At 65.3% G+C, this 14967-nt stretch carries 13 protein-coding genes; 7 read left to right on the top strand and 6 right to left on the bottom strand.

The genetic code is table 11. From position 1 onward, the window contains the following. Positions 1 to 1000, bottom strand: a 1000-nt coding sequence (repA, locus tag E4S58_RS17510; protein WP_136637757.1) for a plasmid partitioning protein RepA, incomplete at its 3' end; no start/stop codon positions are given. Between the two features lie 391 nt (positions 1001 to 1391). Beyond that, on the bottom strand, positions 1392 to 2849 hold the full coding sequence (locus E4S58_RS17505) for an aminotransferase class V-fold PLP-dependent enzyme (RefSeq protein ID WP_169052725.1): 1458 nt from the start codon (positions 2847 to 2849) through the stop codon (positions 1392 to 1394). A gap of 96 nt (positions 2850 to 2945) precedes the next feature. Between E4S58_RS17505 and E4S58_RS17500 the strand changes: the two genes are divergently transcribed. Next, positions 2946 to 3410, top strand: coding sequence for an Lrp/AsnC family transcriptional regulator (locus tag E4S58_RS17500; RefSeq protein WP_136637755.1), 465 nt, complete (start codon positions 2946 to 2948; stop codon positions 3408 to 3410). Positions 3411 to 3439: 29 nt separating this feature from the next. On the opposite strand, the gene E4S58_RS17495 is transcribed toward E4S58_RS17500, so the two are convergent. After that, positions 3440 to 4219 (bottom strand): MHYT domain-containing protein, encoded by a 780-nt coding sequence (locus E4S58_RS17495; protein ID WP_136637754.1) that lies wholly within the window; start codon positions 4217 to 4219, stop codon positions 3440 to 3442. 169 nt (positions 4220 to 4388) lie between these two features. Then, positions 4389 to 5300: a LysR family transcriptional regulator gene (locus E4S58_RS17490; RefSeq protein ID WP_205965419.1), complete on the bottom strand. Its 912-nt coding sequence runs from the start codon at positions 5298 to 5300 to the stop codon at positions 4389 to 4391. 92 nt (positions 5301 to 5392) lie between these two features. Between E4S58_RS17490 and E4S58_RS17485 the strand changes: the two genes are divergently transcribed. From E4S58_RS17485 to E4S58_RS17470, 4 genes are read left to right on the top strand one after another with little or no spacing between them, the layout of a single operon-like run. Beyond that, entirely contained in the window at positions 5393 to 6355 is a 963-nt protein-coding gene (locus E4S58_RS17485) for a TAXI family TRAP transporter solute-binding subunit (protein ID WP_136637752.1), read from the top strand. A 10-nt stretch (positions 6356 to 6365) separates the two neighbouring features. Beyond that, the gene (locus tag E4S58_RS17480; RefSeq protein WP_136637751.1) at positions 6366 to 8225 is read left to right on the top strand and encodes a TRAP transporter permease; all 1860 of its coding nucleotides are present in this window, start codon (positions 6366 to 6368) and stop codon (positions 8223 to 8225) included. Further along, positions 8222 to 9562, top strand: a complete 1341-nt coding sequence (locus E4S58_RS17475) for an acyclic terpene utilization AtuA family protein (protein WP_136637750.1) — start codon at positions 8222 to 8224, stop codon at positions 9560 to 9562. The genes E4S58_RS17480 and E4S58_RS17475 overlap by 4 nt, the downstream gene beginning before the upstream one ends. After that, entirely contained in the window at positions 9549 to 9860 is a 312-nt protein-coding gene (locus E4S58_RS17470; RefSeq protein ID WP_136637749.1) for an AtuA-related protein, read from the top strand. The genes E4S58_RS17475 and E4S58_RS17470 overlap by 14 nt, the downstream gene beginning before the upstream one ends. A 75-nt stretch (positions 9861 to 9935) precedes the next feature. On the opposite strand, the gene E4S58_RS17465 is transcribed toward E4S58_RS17470, so the two are convergent. Next, positions 9936 to 11696: an extracellular solute-binding protein gene (locus E4S58_RS17465; protein WP_136637748.1), complete on the bottom strand. Its 1761-nt coding sequence runs from the start codon at positions 11694 to 11696 to the stop codon at positions 9936 to 9938. Next, the gene (locus E4S58_RS17460; RefSeq protein WP_169052723.1) at positions 11669 to 12586 is read right to left on the bottom strand and encodes an NAD(P)-dependent oxidoreductase; all 918 of its coding nucleotides are present in this window, start codon (positions 12584 to 12586) and stop codon (positions 11669 to 11671) included. The genes E4S58_RS17465 and E4S58_RS17460 overlap by 28 nt, the downstream gene beginning before the upstream one ends. 200 nt (positions 12587 to 12786) lie before the next feature. Between E4S58_RS17460 and E4S58_RS17455 the strand changes: the two genes are divergently transcribed. Both E4S58_RS17455 and E4S58_RS17450 read left to right on the top strand, forming a co-directional pair. After that, positions 12787 to 13854, top strand: a complete 1068-nt coding sequence (locus E4S58_RS17455; RefSeq protein ID WP_136637746.1) for a 2,3-butanediol dehydrogenase — start codon at positions 12787 to 12789, stop codon at positions 13852 to 13854. A 29-nt stretch (positions 13855 to 13883) separates the two neighbouring features. Then, positions 13884 to 14954 carry an SDR family oxidoreductase gene (locus E4S58_RS17450; protein WP_136637745.1) on the top strand — a complete coding sequence of 357 codons (1071 nt, stop codon included), beginning with the start codon at positions 13884 to 13886 and terminating at the stop codon, positions 14952 to 14954. Positions 14955 to 14967 lie beyond the last annotated feature (13 nt).

Here is a 14967-nt window from a genome sequence, read left to right as displayed (position 1 = left end):
CCTCCCTGCCGAAGAGGTTGCGCAGGAAGGCGACCACCTGTTGCTGCGGGCCGTCGTTCGGCTCCATCCGGTTGATGAGGAACCGCAGGAAATCGTAATCCATCGTCGCCCCGGCGTTGTGGACGACATCCAGAAGATCCGCGCTCATCTGCAGGAACTGCGACATCGACGCCACGTCGAGCATGTTGGGCACGACCGTGATGAACAACCCCGTCGAGGCACAAAGCGCCGCCATGGTCAGATAGCCCAGTTGCGGCGGGCAATCGAAGAGGATCAGGTCATAGTTTTCCTCGACCTCGGCCAGCGCGGCCGAGATGCGGGCGAAGAAGGCGGGCTGGATGTTGTCCATCAGCGCGCGGGGCGTTTCATGTTCGAATTCCTGCAGCATCAGCCCGGCGGGGGCCAGGTCGATGCCGTGGAAGAAGGTCGGCGTGATGATCTGCGACATCGCGACCGGATCGTCATAGGCGATGGCGTCATAGATCGTCCCGGTATCAAGGAAATCGACCTCGGGACGGTAGCCGAACAAGGTGGTTAGAGACGCTTGCGGGTCGATATCGACACACAGGATGCGATAGCCCTTGAGGGCAAGTCGCTGCGCGGTGTGGATCGTGCTGGTCGTCTTGCCCGAGCCGCCCTTGAAGTTCAGGAAGGACAGGACCTGTACCTTGTCGCCGGGCCTGCGACCCCGCAGATAGGTGCCCTGAACTTTGGCCGCCCCGTCCAGGTGGTGGCGGATGTTCGACAGGTCGGTCGCGCTGTAATAGCGGCGCCCGCCCGTGGTGGTGTGCACATCGGCGATCTTGTTCTCGAAATGCAGCTTGCGCAGGAACGAGGCCGAGATCCCGAGAAGCTCGGCCGCTTCGCCAGCCGAAAACAGCCGTAGTTCCTTGCGGGCATCCGGGGCGAAGGCCGTGGTCATGTGGTTTTCAAGCGCCGCGGCGAGGTTCTCCGCATTGATGCGGACGCGTTCGTTGATAAGGATCGAATTCTCGCCCATAGTTCACCTGTTACGGCTCAGGGGTCGGAAGGCCATCCCCCTGCACTGTCCCGCTTGGTAACGCTGTTTTGCGCCATGCTCATTTTTATCGTTTCTATAGCGATCTTCTGGACCTTCGCGCAAACGGAATCTGGCCGCAGCGTCATCTGGCGGTCGGGTCTATATCTTGTGGTGGGGCAGGGTGGTCTGCGCTGAAGGACCGTAGGCCTCTGTTTTCCTGTGGATAATTCTGTGGAATACCGCCTCGGGGCCGCCGTGCACGGGATCGCCCGCGCAACAGTGCCCCAGGTCATCCTTCGCGGAAAAATTAAGGAAAGCGAAACCTTTCGCCCCTCTCGGGGATTCGCGAATGCCCGGAGGGAATCGGCCGGACCGGACCTTCGCGCGGGGTTCAGGCCGGGGTCGTCATGGGTTCTGCCCGGAACCGGGCGGTCGCCGGATCGACGGAATAGGGGCGCATCAGACCGTCGGCCCTGCGGGCCAGGTCATCGACGGCGGCGATGATCGTATCGACCTTCTCGTCGCTCATCAGGGCCGAGAGGTTGAGCCGCACCCAGCCCGGTTTTTCCGTCTCTTTGCCCTGCATCAGAGCCGCATAGGTGGCCTGCGACCCGGCCCGGTCGAGCCCGAGAAGCCGGTGCGCATACGGTCCGGCGCAGGCGCAGCCGCCGCGCGCCTGGATGCCGTGATGATCGCTGAGCATCCGGGTGAAGAGCTGGTGGTGGATCATGCCGCCATGGCCGTCCCGCACCCGGAACGAGAAGATCGGCAGGGCAGGGGCCTCCAGTTCGCCAAGCAGTTGAAGGTGGGGGTTCCGGCGCCAGACCGACAGGGCCCGCGCCCGCAGCGCCGTCTGCCGATCGGCAAGCCAGGTCTGGCCTAGCGCCTCTTTCACCAGCATCGCCAGCGCCACGCGGATGTCGCCGGTGACATTTGGGGTGCCGCCTTCTTCTCGGGCCGACAGGCTGGTCGCATAGGCATGATCCCAGGGCGACACGAAGGACACGGTGCCGCCGCCGGGCAGGGTGGGGGTGCGGCGCCGCGCGATGTCGGTGCGCAGCACGGCCACGCCCGACGCGCCGGGGCCGCCGGGGAACTTGTGCGCGGAAAAGACGATGGCGTCCTTGGCCACATCGGTGCCGGGCTTCATGTCCATCGCGCAATAGGGGCCGGCGCAGCCGTAGTCCCAGATCGCCAGCGCGCCATGCGCCTTCAGCATCCGCGTGATCGCGTCGACATTGGCCAGGATGCCGGTGACGTTCGAGGCGGCCGAGAACGTGCCGACGATCATGTCCGCCCCCTGTTCGGCCGCAAGGGCCTGCGCCAGCGCCCGCAGGTCGACACCGCCCCCGGGGGCCTCGGGGATCTCGACCACGGCGGCGCCGGTTTCGCGCCAGGGCAGGATGTTGGAATGATGTTCGTAGGGCCCCGTCAGCACGACGACCCGATCGCCCCGCGCAACCGCCCCGGCGATATCCAGAAGTCCGACGATCCGGTTGATCCCGGCGGTCGATCCGGCCCCGGCGAAGATCACGCTGCAGGTGGCGTCGGCCCCGGTCAGCCGCGCGACCTGCGCTCGGGCGGCTTCGCGCAGGCGGGTCATGTATTCGCCGCAGAAAGAGGCCTGCGTGTGGGTGTTGGCATAGTAGGGCAGGACCTCGCGCAGCATGAACTCCTCGACCTGCATCAGCGCGCGGCCCGAGGCGACGTAATCAGCATAGATCAGGGGCTTGGGTCCGAAGGGGCTGTCGACCACCGCGTCCTCTCCGATCAGGCCGCGGGCGATGTTGCGGGTCGGGGCGTCGGTGAGGCTGGCGGCGAAACGGTCAAGAGGCGACACTGGCGGCATCCTTTGCTGAGGTTTCGCCAAAAATGACACATCAGGTGCGAGGATAATCACTCAATGTTGTTGTTGGATCCTGCATTTTCGTTCATATGAACGATCATGGATCAGAAATTGGATCAAATCGACTACCGCATCCTGTCCGAACTTCAACGGGATTCGGGCCAGTCGCAGCGCGACCTTGCCGACCGGGTGGGGCTGTCGCAGAACGCGGCCTGGCGGCGGCTGAAGGCGCTTGAGGCCGGCGGGGTCATTCGTGGCCGGACCGTCGTGCTGGATCGCGAAAAGCTGGGCGCGGGTCTGGTCGTCTTTGCCATGGTCAAGACGCGCCACCATTCGGCCGATTGGCTGGATACCTTCCGCCGTCACGTCTCGGCCATCCCCGAGGTGATCGATTTCTTCCGGATCGGCGGCGAATACGACTATCTGCTCAAGATCGTGGTGCGCGACATGGCCAGTTATGACGGTGTCTACAAGCGCCTGATCTCGAAGGTCGATCTGGAAACCGTCACATCGTATTTCGCGATGGAGGCGATCGAGGAACAGCGCCCGGTCCCCCTGGGGTAACCGGGCGCCGGTCGGGGATCAGTCTGGGGTCAGGACCGCAGGGTGCGCACGATGCGCTGCGCGGGCGGGAAGCTTTCGTCGTGCGTCATCAGCTGGTGCACCAGCCGGCGGCGGTGGTTCAGCGTGCCAATGAAGGTGATCGCGAAGACCGACAGGGCGATCACCACCACGAGGATCGACAGGCTGTTTGCGCCAAGGCCTCCGGCCTGGTGTTCGATCTCGGTCAGGGTGACGCTGGCCATGGCGGTGAAATGAAGCCCGCAGACACCGCCCGAAATCCCGATCGCCTTCTTGATCAGGCCGCTGACCGTGCGACGCGACTGTTTCAGTGCCCAGGCGAAGAAGACCATCGAAATGGTGACCGCAACGCCCATCATGGTCGGGCTGAAGGTCGGCAGGCAGTTTTCCAGCGCGCTCATTCCCGTCAGGTGCATGGCGGTGACGCCCAGGCCGGCGACGCAGCCCAGAAGGCGGCTGTTCTTCCAGCCCCGGAAAAATTCGCTGGCGGCCAGCGGCAGACCGATGAAGAGAATGCCGACCAGGATGGAAAACAGGGTCATTCGCAGATCGTAATAAAGCGACGCATCGGGCCGAAAACCGATCATCGCGACGAAATGCGTCGTCCAGACCCCGACACCGGCAATCACCGCGATCCAGAAGGCGCCATAGGCCCGTTGGACCTTGGTCGTCTTGTCGGAATGCCGCATCAGCAGGACCAGCGTGCCGGCGGTCAGTCCGCAAATCGCGCCCGCCGCCAGAACATAGTTCGGTGCGGTTTCGGTGAATTTATATAGGATCTCTGCGATCATCCCAATTGTGCCTCGATACGTGGTATTGTTGCTTTGGTTTGCAACTTTAAGTTTATTCCCCTTTCACCTGACGGCGAATTGGACCGTTTTTGTGGCAATCGCGATTGCCAATTCACAACCACGCCTTTGCGCAATTGTGGATCGGGTCGCGGGACTGAATGGGTCGGTTTCAGGCGCGCAGGGTGGGCAGATGGCGGCTGACGTGGTCCAGGAAGGCCACGGCGGCGGGCGACAGGGATCGCCCGGACTGGCGGACAAGGCCGATGCGCCGCTTGGCCCCGAAATCGGGGATGGGGCGCTGCACCAGGCGATCCATCGGCAGCACCGGCAGGGTCAGCGTGGGCAGCATCGACACGCCCAGCCCGCCGGCCACCAGCGCGCCGGCCGTGGCCAGATGCGCGACCTCGAACCGGGGGCTGAGCGGCGAGCCGATGCGCAGGCAGGCCCCGTCCAGCAGTTCGCGCACGCTGGTGCCGGCCTCCATCGCGATGACCGGCATCCGCACCAGTTCGGCCAGGCCATAGGGTCGGTCTTCGGCCAGCGGTCCGCCGGGCGCGCCGACGGCGACGAAGTGGTCGTCCATCAGCGGCTGGAACGCCAGGCGCAACCGGGCCGAGATCGTGCCGGCGGTGAACCCGATGTCCGCCCGCCCGGTCTCGATCGCCTCGATGACGCTGCCCGAGAGCGCGTCGATGATCCGCAGGTCGATGTCCGGGTGTTCGTCGGCAAAGCTGGCCAGCAGCCCCGGCAGCAGGCCGGCGGTGACCGAGGGCAGACCCGCGATGGTCAACCGCCCGTGGCTGGCCGACATGTGGGCGTCAAACTCGGCCATCACGTCTTCGGCCGTGTTGAGCATCCGCTCGGCCAGCCGACCAAAGGCGATGCCCGAGGCCGTGGGCGCCACGTTGCGCGTGTCGCGATCGAAAAACCGGGTACCCAGACGCGCCTCGAGCGCGGCAAGCTGCCGTGACAGCGCCGAGGGGGACATGGCCAGTTCGTCGGCGGCGGCCCGGAAGGACCCGAGCGTCAGAAGGGTCTGGACCAGCCGGAAGTCGGCCAGGGTTGGACTATTGCTAATCATGCAATAATTATCGACAACATTGCACTTAACGCAACAGCCATCCTGAACAATGATGCAGCAGCCCGCATTGCGGGGTATAAGGGAGGACATCCATGAAACATCTCGTTCACGCCCTGTTGGGCGCAACCCTGCTTGCCGGTCCGCTGGCGGCACAGGACAAGGACCTGCTGATCGGGTCCACATCGGCCTCGTCCAGCCATTACGGCTATTTCGTCGCGGTCGGCCAGCTGATCAACGACAATGCCGAAGGCGTCCGGGCCTCGGTCGTGGAAACCGGCGCGACGATGGACAACATCCGCCGCATGTCACGCAACCAGGTCGACCTGGGCCTGGTGACCACCAACGTGGCGCAGCACGCGGCCGCAGGCACCAACGAATTCGACGGCAACGCGCAGGATCTGACGCTGCTTTGGGTCTATACCGGGGCGCCGCAGAACGTGGTCATGCGGGCGGATGCCGGCGTGACGGACCTGGCCGGGCTGGACGGTGTGCGGTTCAACCCGGGCATCAAGGGATCGGCCACCGAGGCCACCACCGAAGCGGTCTTCACCACGCTTGGCCTGACCGCCGATTACGTGCGCGGATCGACCACCGACGTCGTCGACATGATCAAGGACAACCGCCTTGCGGGCTATGTCAAATCCGGCGCGGGCAACAAGCTTGACGGGTCGACCATGGATATCGCGACCTCGACCGACATCGCGATCCTGGGGCTGAGCGCCGAACAGGCCGACACGCTGCGGGCCAAGATGCCCGACATCTCGGTCGTGGACATTCCCGAAGGCGCGGCCACCGGTGTTCCGGCCTATACCACCTGGAGCTTCGGCGTCGGTGTCGGCGCGCCTTCGTCGATGGACGAGGAAACGGCCTATCAGATCGTCAAGGCGGTCATGGAAGATACCGAGGCGCAGGCCAATGCCATGGCCAGCCTGAAAGGGGCGAGCCTGGCCGACATCACCCTGCAGTTCGGGACCATCCCGCTGCATCCCGGTGCGGCGCGCTGGTTCGAAGAGCAGGGCATCGACCTGCCCGCGAAACTGAAACCGGCCGAGTAAGGGCAGGCAGATGACAGCAGAGCGCGTTCAGAGAGGGCTGGCGATCGTCGTCGGACTTTTCGTCCTCTACACGGCAGCGACTGGCCCCTTCGAGGGGCTGATCCAAAGGGCGCTTTTCCTCGCGCTCGTCTCCTGCCTCGGCTTCGCGCTCTATCCCCTGGGCGCCGGGAAACCCTGGCGCCCGGTCGGGCTGGCCATCGACCTGGGCCTCAGCGCCGTGTCGGTGGCGGCCTGCCTTTACGTCGTGGTGAACTACGACAAGATCATGACCACGCTGCCCTGGGCCACGACGCTGGACATGGCGCTGACCGCCGGGCTGGTGGTGTCGGTGCTGGAACTGGGGCGGCGGACCGTCGGCCTCATCTTCCCGATCCTCGTGATGACCGGGCTGGGCTATGCGCTGTTCGGCAACCTGCTGCCGGGGCCGCTGCGCCACCGGGGCTTTGACACCGCCTTCGTGACCGAAACGATCTTTCTGGGTGACCTGGGCATCTGGGGCATGCTGACCGGCGTCGCCGCCACGGTGATCGCCGCCTTCGTGCTGTTCGGGGCGCTGCTGCTGCACACCGGCGGCGGGCAGGCCTTCATGGACCTGGCCATGCGGCTTGGTGGGCGTCAGCCGGGCGGTGCGGCCAAGATCGCCACCATCGCCTCGGGGCTCTTCGGGATGATCTCGGGCTCGGCCGTGGCGAACGTGGCCACGACGGGCAACTTCACCATCCCGATGATGATCCGCCTGGGCTATCCGCGCCCCTTCGCGGCAGCGGTCGAGGCCGTGGCGTCGACCGGCGGCCAGATCGCGCCGCCGATCATGGGGGCCGCGGCCTTCGTCATGGCGGAAATCCTGGGCGTGTCCTACGTCACCATCATCGTGGGCGCGATCCTGCCCGCCGTCATGTTCTACCTGTCGGCCTTCATGACGGTGCATTTCGTCGCGCTGCGGCGCGGGCTGGCCGTCGTGCCCGAGGCCGAGATGCCGGTCTGGTCGACCATCCTTGCCCCGCGCCGGGTCCTGCCGATCCTCGCGGCCCTTGGTGGGCTGGGGCTGGGCATATGGCTGGGACGGTCCATCGCGACCTCGGCCTTCTACGGCATCGTCGGGCTGCTGATCGCCTTTGTCGCCACCGAAGCCGGGCGCCTGAACGTGCGCCAGATGGCGGCCAAGCTGCTGGACGGGCTGGAAGATGCGGGCAAGGGGCTTGTCATCATCGGCGTGCTGCTGGCCGGCGCGCAGGTGCTGGTGTCGATGATCAACCTCACCGGGATCGGGGTCACCCTGTCATCGCTGATCGTGTCGGTCGCGGGCGATTCCGTGGTGCTGGTGGCGCTGATCGTGGGGGCGGTCTGCCTGATCATGGGCATGGGCCTGCCGACCACGGCGGCCTACGTGCTGGTCGCGGCGGTGCTGGCCCCGGCGATGACGGCGGTCGGGATCGACCCGCTGGCGGCGCATCTCTTCGTCTTCTACTTTGCGACGATTTCGGTGATCACGCCACCGGTCTGCGTGGCGGTCTTCGTCGGGTCGGGCATCGCCAAGACCAATTGGCTGCCCGCCGCTGGCGAGGCCGTGCGCCTGGGCGCGGTCACCTACATCGTGCCCTTCCTGCTGCTGCTGTATCCCGGGATGCTGCTGGGCGGTGGCCCGCTGGATATCCTCGAGGCCGTGGCGGCCGGCCTGGCCCTTGTGCTGGCGGTGCCGGCGCTGCTGGCCGGGGCGCGGCTGACCCGGTCGCGCGGGCTGGACGTGGCGATCTATCTGCTGGTGATCGCGCTGGCGATCTATCCGCAACCCGTCACCCCCTTCCTCGCGCTGGCGATCCTGATCGGGCTCTACCTGTCGGGCCGCAGTGGCCGGAGGGCGGTCGCATGATGGTGCGTATCGGGGCAGGGGCCGGGTTTCAGGGCGACCGGATCGACCCGGCCATCGATCTGGCCGAACGCGGGGCGCTGGATTACCTGGTGTTCGAATGCCTGGGCGAACGGACCATCGCGCTGGCCCAGCAGGCCCGGATCGAAGACCCGGCGGGCGGATATGACCCGCTGCTGGATCGGCGGATGCGGGCGGTCCTGCCCGCCTGTCGGCGCAACGGCACGCGGATCATCACCAACATGGGCGCCGCCAACCCGGTGGCCGCCGCCCGCAAGACCCGCGCCATCGCGCAGGAGCTTGGGATCACCGGCCTGCGGGTTGCCGCCGTCACCGGCGACGACGTGCTGGACCGGATCGGCACCTACGTGCTGGATGAAACCGGCGCGACGGCGGCGGCGCTTGGATCGCGGCTGGTGTCGGCCAATGCCTACACCGGGATCGGCGGCGTGGTCGCGGCGCTGGATGCCGGGGCGGACGTGGTGATCTGCGGCCGTGCCTCGGATCCGACGCTGTTCCTGGCGCCCTTGGTGCACGAATTCGGCTGGGCCCACGACGACTGGACCCGCCTTGGGCGCGGCACGCTGATTGGGCACCTGCTGGAATGCGCGGCGCAGGTGACGGGCGGCTATTTCGCCGACCCCGGGGTCAAGGACGTGCCCGATCTGGCGCAGGTCGGCTATCCGCTGGCCGAGGTGTCCGAAGACGGCAGCGCCGTCATCACCAAGCTGCCCGGCACCGGGGGGCAGGTCACGCGGGCGACCTGCATCGAACAGCTTCTTTATGAAATCCACGACCCCGCCCGATACCTGCAACCCGACGTGGTCGCCGATTTCTCGGGCGTGCAGTTCGACCAGATCGGCCCCGACCGGGTGGCGGTCTCGGGCGCCGGGGGGGCAGCGGCGACGGGGCTGCTCAAGGTGTCGGTCGGGTATCGCGACGGCTGGCTGGGCGAGGGGCAGATCTCCTATGCCGGGGCGAACTGCGTGGCGCGGGGACAGATGGCGATCGATCTGGTGCGGGCGCGACTGGCACCACTGGCAGACCGGATCGATGACAGCCGGGCCGAGCTGATCGGCGTGAATTCGGTCTGGACCGGCGGGGCAGGGGGGGCGCAGAGCCCCGAGGTGCGGATGCGCTATGCCGCGCGCTGCCACGATATCGACACCGCGCGCCGGATCGGAGAGGAGGTCGAGGGCCTCTACCTGACCGGGCCGGCCGGCGGCGGGGGCGCGACCAAGCACCTGCGCGAGGTGCTGGCGATCGCCTCGACCCTCGTGCCGGCCCGCGACGTGCCCACGACATTCCAGATGGAGGAGGTGCAGGATGAGATTGCATGACATCGCCCACGGCCGGACGGGCGACAAGGGCGACATCTCGAACATCTCGGTCATCGCCTATGATCCCGCGAACTGGGACACCCTGCGCGACCTGCTGACCTCCGACCGGGTCGCCGCCCATTTCGGCACCTTCCCGGCGGCCAATGTCACCCGCTACGAGCTGCCGCAGCTGCATGCGCTGAACTTCGTCATCCAGGGCGCGCTGACGGGCGGCGTCACCCGGTCCCTGGCGCTGGACGCACACGGCAAATGCCTCGCGTCGGTGCTGCTGGACATGGAACTGCCGGGGGTCGCGTAACGCACGTCAGGCATCTGGAGCGGTGGTCTGCCAACCGCGTCTTCGCTGCCCGGGTGCAGAGCGCACCCCCGACGGTCAGACGCGCGTCGCCGAAAGGATCCTGTTCTCGGCATCCTTCAACCCGCGCCGCGCTGATTTGCCATTGAACACGATGTCATGGATTTCTTCGCCAAGGGTCCGTTCGATCAGGTTGAACTGCGGGACCGGCGGGCGCGCCCAGGTGACCAGCTCGTTCTTGCGGGCCATCCGGTCCACCATGCTGACGATCGGCGAGGACGCCAGCGCCTCGGGGTCGGCACAGACCGAGAAGCGCGGGGCGACGGGGAAGCCGTTCTTGACGTGCTCTTTCATCGCTTCGGGTGAAACCATCCAGGCGATGGCGTTGATGATCTGCTTCTGGCGGACCGGATCCACGTAGGACGGGATGGTCAGCAGGAATCCCCCGACCGGAGCCGAGACGCGGCGCATCCGGCGGGATGGCGGCGGCAGGTAGGCGACCCGGCGGGCCACCCGCGAACTGAGCTCGTGTTCGAACCTTGCGGCACGCATCGTCCAGCAATAGGCAAGGGCGGTCTGACCGGACATGAAGTAATGGATCCGCCGTTCCCAATCCATCGTCGCGATGTCCGGCGGCGACACCTCGGCCAGTTGCTTCATGTATTCGATCACCTCGAGCGCGTCCTCGGTGTCGATCTGCAGCTTCAGCTCGTCGAAGGTGTCGAAGCTCCAGCTTTCTTGGTTGCGCAGGGGCATGTCGATGACCGTGGTCCGGCAGGCCGCAAGGAAGAACATGAAGGAATTCGCGATCGGCATCCCGCGTTGGCCGTTCCAGGCGATGCCGTAGAAATCGTTCGCGGGGTCGTGGAAGTCCCGTGCGGCCGCGATCGTCTCGTCGAAGGTGCGGGGGAAGGCCATGCCGCGGGTCTCGAACAGGTCCTTCCGGGCCGCGAGGATCTCGATCGTGCAATAAAGTGGGATGCCGTATTGCCTGCCCTTCCAGTTGCCCGTGCCCCAGACCGAAGGATGGAAATCCAGCGGATTGATCGCCGCGTCCGACAGCAGGTGATCCAGCGGCGCCAGCTCTCCGCGTTCGGCGAATTCACCCAGCCACGGCATGTTCATCGCGACCACGTCATAGCGCGGCGCAAGTTCCGAGAAGGTGCGCCGGGCATTGGCATAAAGGTCGGGCAGGCGCTGCAGGTCGAAGCTGCTGCGTTTGCCGAAGTCGTTGCGGAAATCCGACCACATGTTCCGCATCGCGATGAAGTAATTGTCATCGTTCAGCAGGAACTTGATGTCGCTGAGGTTCAGGCCCGAGATGTCCTCGCCGCGGACCGGAGAGATGATCTGCGACGCGAAGTAGCTGCCGCCGAAGTAGTATTCCGAGGTCTCCGTGCCCTTTCGCAGGCCGAAGGTCTTGGCCATGTGGCCCTTCACGTGACTGGCATAGGCCATGAATGAATTCAGAAGCGTATCCGAAGGTTCGAGGAAGTGCGTCTTGAGCCCGTTGCCGCGCGGCACCTGCCGGATCAGCCCGTCTTCGATCATCTTCTGGATCATGCGGTTGCCGGTGGAATAGGGCACGTCGGCCAGGCTGATCAGACCGGACTTGTCGATCGGGCTGACACGCAGGTGCGCGTCAACCAGTTCGAGCGTGATGTTGAGGTAGACGTCAGGTTTGGCCCCCGGCATCTGCAGGTCGAACGGCGCCCGCAACCGTCGCAAGAAATCGACGATCCGGGAAAGTTCGTGGCTGGTCAGTTCCGCGTCTTGGGGCTGCATCGCATCCGGATGCTGCCCGGCAGCGCTCACCTTGTCGACAATTTTTCCTGCCATTTCACCAATGCGAAGAAATCTTCGTCCTGCATACCCGCGTTCGACGCGCTTCTGTAAAGCTCGAGGATCAGCCCCGTGGTCATCAGCGGCACGTTGTTGCGACGCGCGGCTTCGCTGATCAGGGTAAAGTCCTTGATCATCTGCGATACCGTGAAGGCCGGTGCGTAATCGCCCGAGACGACGGTTTCCTGTTTGTATTTGAGCAGCGGCGAGGCGACAGCACTTTCACAGATCACCTCCATCATGTCCGACCGGGTCAGACCGCCGCTGGCGCCGATCGACAGCGCCTCGGACAGGATCGCCGAAGACGCCCCGACCAGCGTGTTCAAAACCAACTTCATATAGCGCGCCTCTTCCCCCTCGCCGAGGTAGAACTGACGCGCCGAGAGCTTTTCGAGATAGGGCAGCACCTCGTCCCATCCCGAACGGTCACCCGAGGCCAGGACGGTCAGCGAAGCCTTTGCTGCAAGGTCGGTACTGCCCGACAGGGGCGCGCGGACATACCGGACGCCGGCCGTTTTCAGCCGGGACGCCACCAATTCCGAACACTCCGGGGACACCGTGCTCATCTCGACCAGCACGGCCCCTGCGGGCAGGGTATCGGCCAGGCCGGGCGTCTGCGGATCGGACTGCCGCAACACGACCTCAAGCAGGGCCTGATCGTTTGGCAGTGTCGAGAAGACTATCGTCGTCGACGCGAAATCATAAAGCGACCCGGCCGCCCGTGCGCCCAAGTCGGTCAGCTGGTCGCGACTGGCGGCAACGGGTTCGGAAATCATCAGCGGGATATCGGCCTGCAAGAGGTTCCGGGCCATCGGGCCACCCATCTTGCCGGTTCCGATCCAGCCGACAGTGGGGGCGTCCTGCGTTGCGTGTCGTGTCTGGCTCATCGAAAAATCTCCGCCTGCGTGCATGGGCAGATTACGTCACCGAACCGGAGGGGGCGGGCGTAATTTTTCCGAAACGGAGATTTTTAGTCAGCGATATCCGGATCGGTTTGTTACGAATCGTCCTGACCAGAGTGGTGATCCCGCTGTCGGCCAAGGGGCCAGGTTCGGTGGATCACGTGTTTGGAAGGGAGGATACAGACTTGAAAGCCGTACGTTTCCACGGAGCGAAGGACATCCGCGTCGAACAGGTTGCCGAGCCGACGGACACCCTGGCGCATGACGACGTGCTGATCGCGCCGATCATCACGGGCATCTGCGGCACCGATCTGCATGAGTATATCGCCGGACCGATCGTGACCCCGGCCGAACCGCACGTCTACACCGGCGCCACCAACCCGCAGATCCTTGGCCACGAATTCTCGGCCCGGGTGCTGAAGGTCGGCGATGCGGTGTCGGATGTCTCGGCGGGGGACCGCATCTCGATCCAGCCGCTGGTGGCGCCCCGCAACGATTATTACGGCAAGCGCGGCCTTTACCACCTGTCGCCCGATCTCGGCTGCGTGGGGCTCAGCTGGGCATGGGGCGGCATGGGCGAAAAGGCGGTGATCAAGGATTACAACGCCCAGCCCGTGCCGGACGGGATCACGGACGAACAGGCCGCGATGATCGAACCGGCCGCCGTCGCGCTTTATGGCGTGGACCGGGGCGGGGTGACCGCGGGGTCCACCGTGCTTGTCTCGGGGGCCGGGCCGATCGGCGCGCTGACGGTCCTGTCGGCGCATGCCGCGGGGGCGAGCACGATCATCGTTTCCGAGCCGAACCCCAACCGCCGCCGCATCATCAAGGACATCGCGCCCTACGCCCATGTCGTCGACCCCAGGGGCGGAGATCTGGACCAGATCATCGGCGACCTGACCGAGGAAGGCGTGGGCGTCGATGTCGCGCTGGAATGCGTCGGGCTCGAAGCGTCACTGAACGCCTGCGTCAACGCGGTGCGTCGACAGGGCAGGGTGGTGCAGGTCGGCCTGCACATGAAGCCCGCCAGTATCGATGCCATGCTGTGGGCTCTCAAGGACATCACGGTCGAGGCGACCTGGTGCTACCCGACCCAGATCTGGCCGCGCATCGCCCGCATGGTCGCCGCAGGCAACTTTCCGATCGAAAAGGTCATCACCGCGCGGATCGCGGCCGAGGATGTCGTGGAAAAAGGGTTCGAGGCGCTTCTCGACCCCGCCGGAGAGCATCTGAAAATCATGGTCACGACCTGAGCTGACCCAACCAACGAAAGCGAAAGCTTATGACTGACAAGAATATTGCGCTGATCGTAGGGGCCACCGGATTGTCCGGTAGCTACACGGCGCGCGAACTCAAGGCCCATGGATGGACGGTGGTGACCGTGTCGCGCAGTGACGTCGACCTCGAGTGGTCCGACCGCCACATCGCCGCCGACCTGACCGATGCGGGCACCAGCGCCGAGGCGCTGAAAGCCGCGCAGGACGTGACCCACGTGTTTTATTGCACCTGGGCGCGCCAGGCCAACGAAGACGAGAACGTCCGGGTCAACGGCCTGATGGCGCGCAACCTGTTCGAAGGGATCGCCGGTGCGCCCGTGAAGCACGCAGCGCTTGTCACGGGGCTCAAGCATTACCTCGGGTCCTTTGACGATTACGCCAAGGTCACGCCCTACACGCCGTTTCTGGAAAGCAGCCCGCGCCTGCCGGGGCCGAACTTCTACTATGCGCAGGAAGACGTGCTGTTCGAGATGGCCGAGAAGCACGGGTTCACCTGGTCGGTGCATCGCCCGCATACGATGATCGGCTTTACCGTCGGGAACTACATGAACATGGCCGTGACGCTTGCGGTCTATGCGTCGATCTGCAGGCACACCGGGCAGAAGTTCCTCTATCCCGGCTCGCCCGAACAGTACAACGCCGTGACCGACGTCACCGATGCCCGCCTGCTGGCCAAGCAGTTTCACTGGGCCGCGACCACGCCCGAGGCGGCGAACACGCCGTTCAACACCGCGAACGGTGACGTCTTCCGCTGGACCTGGCTGTGGCAGCAGATCGCCGACTACTTCGGGATCGAGGTCGCCGACTACCCCGGCCACCCGACCCCGCTGGAAGAACAGATGAAGGACGCCGACGGCATCTGGAAAGAGATCGTCGCGAAGCACGGCCTGCAGGACATCCCGGTGAACCGGCTGGCGTCGTGGTGGCACAGCGATGCCGATCTGGGGCGCGAGCTTGAGTGTTTCACCGACATGACCAACAGCCGGAAGCTTGGCTTCACGGCCTACCAGTCGACGCGAGACAGCTTCACCGATGTCTTCGACGAGTTGCGCGCGCGCAAGATCATTCCGGCCTGAGGAGGGGACCAAG

This window comes from Pseudooceanicola onchidii, assembly GCF_004959925.1.
GTDB classification, from domain to species: Bacteria; Pseudomonadota; Alphaproteobacteria; order Rhodobacterales; family Rhodobacteraceae; genus Pseudooceanicola; species Pseudooceanicola onchidii.
Note: the sequence above shows the minus strand (reverse complement) of the source record. Positions and strands in the feature narration are given on the sequence as shown.

What these genes read in the sequence shown, in the direction of transcription:
- E4S58_RS17495 (WP_136637754.1), bottom strand. Translation starts at nt 4,219, where the DNA reads ATGATCGCAGAGATCCTATATAAATTCACCGAAACCGCACCGAACTAT.
- E4S58_RS17490 (WP_205965419.1), bottom strand. Translation starts at nt 5,300, where the DNA reads ATGATTAGCAATAGTCCAACCCTGGCCGACTTCCGGCTGGTCCAGACC.
- E4S58_RS17475 (WP_136637750.1), top strand. Translation starts at nt 8,222, where the DNA reads ATGATGGTGCGTATCGGGGCAGGGGCCGGGTTTCAGGGCGACCGGATC.
- E4S58_RS17465 (WP_136637748.1), bottom strand. Translation starts at nt 11,696, where the DNA reads ATGGCAGGAAAAATTGTCGACAAGGTGAGCGCTGCCGGGCAGCATCCG.
- E4S58_RS17480 (WP_136637751.1), top strand. Translation starts at nt 6,366, where the DNA reads ATGACAGCAGAGCGCGTTCAGAGAGGGCTGGCGATCGTCGTCGGACTT.
- E4S58_RS17500 (WP_136637755.1), top strand. Translation starts at nt 2,946, where the DNA reads ATGGATCAGAAATTGGATCAAATCGACTACCGCATCCTGTCCGAACTT.
- E4S58_RS17470 (WP_136637749.1), top strand. Translation starts at nt 9,549, where the DNA reads ATGAGATTGCATGACATCGCCCACGGCCGGACGGGCGACAAGGGCGAC.
- E4S58_RS17505 (WP_169052725.1), bottom strand. Translation starts at nt 2,849, where the DNA reads ATGCCGCCAGTGTCGCCTCTTGACCGTTTCGCCGCCAGCCTCACCGAC.
- E4S58_RS17450 (WP_136637745.1), top strand. Translation starts at nt 13,884, where the DNA reads ATGACTGACAAGAATATTGCGCTGATCGTAGGGGCCACCGGATTGTCC.
- E4S58_RS17485 (WP_136637752.1), top strand. Translation starts at nt 5,393, where the DNA reads ATGAAACATCTCGTTCACGCCCTGTTGGGCGCAACCCTGCTTGCCGGT.
- E4S58_RS17460 (WP_169052723.1), bottom strand. Translation starts at nt 12,586, where the DNA reads ATGAGCCAGACACGACACGCAACGCAGGACGCCCCCACTGTCGGCTGG.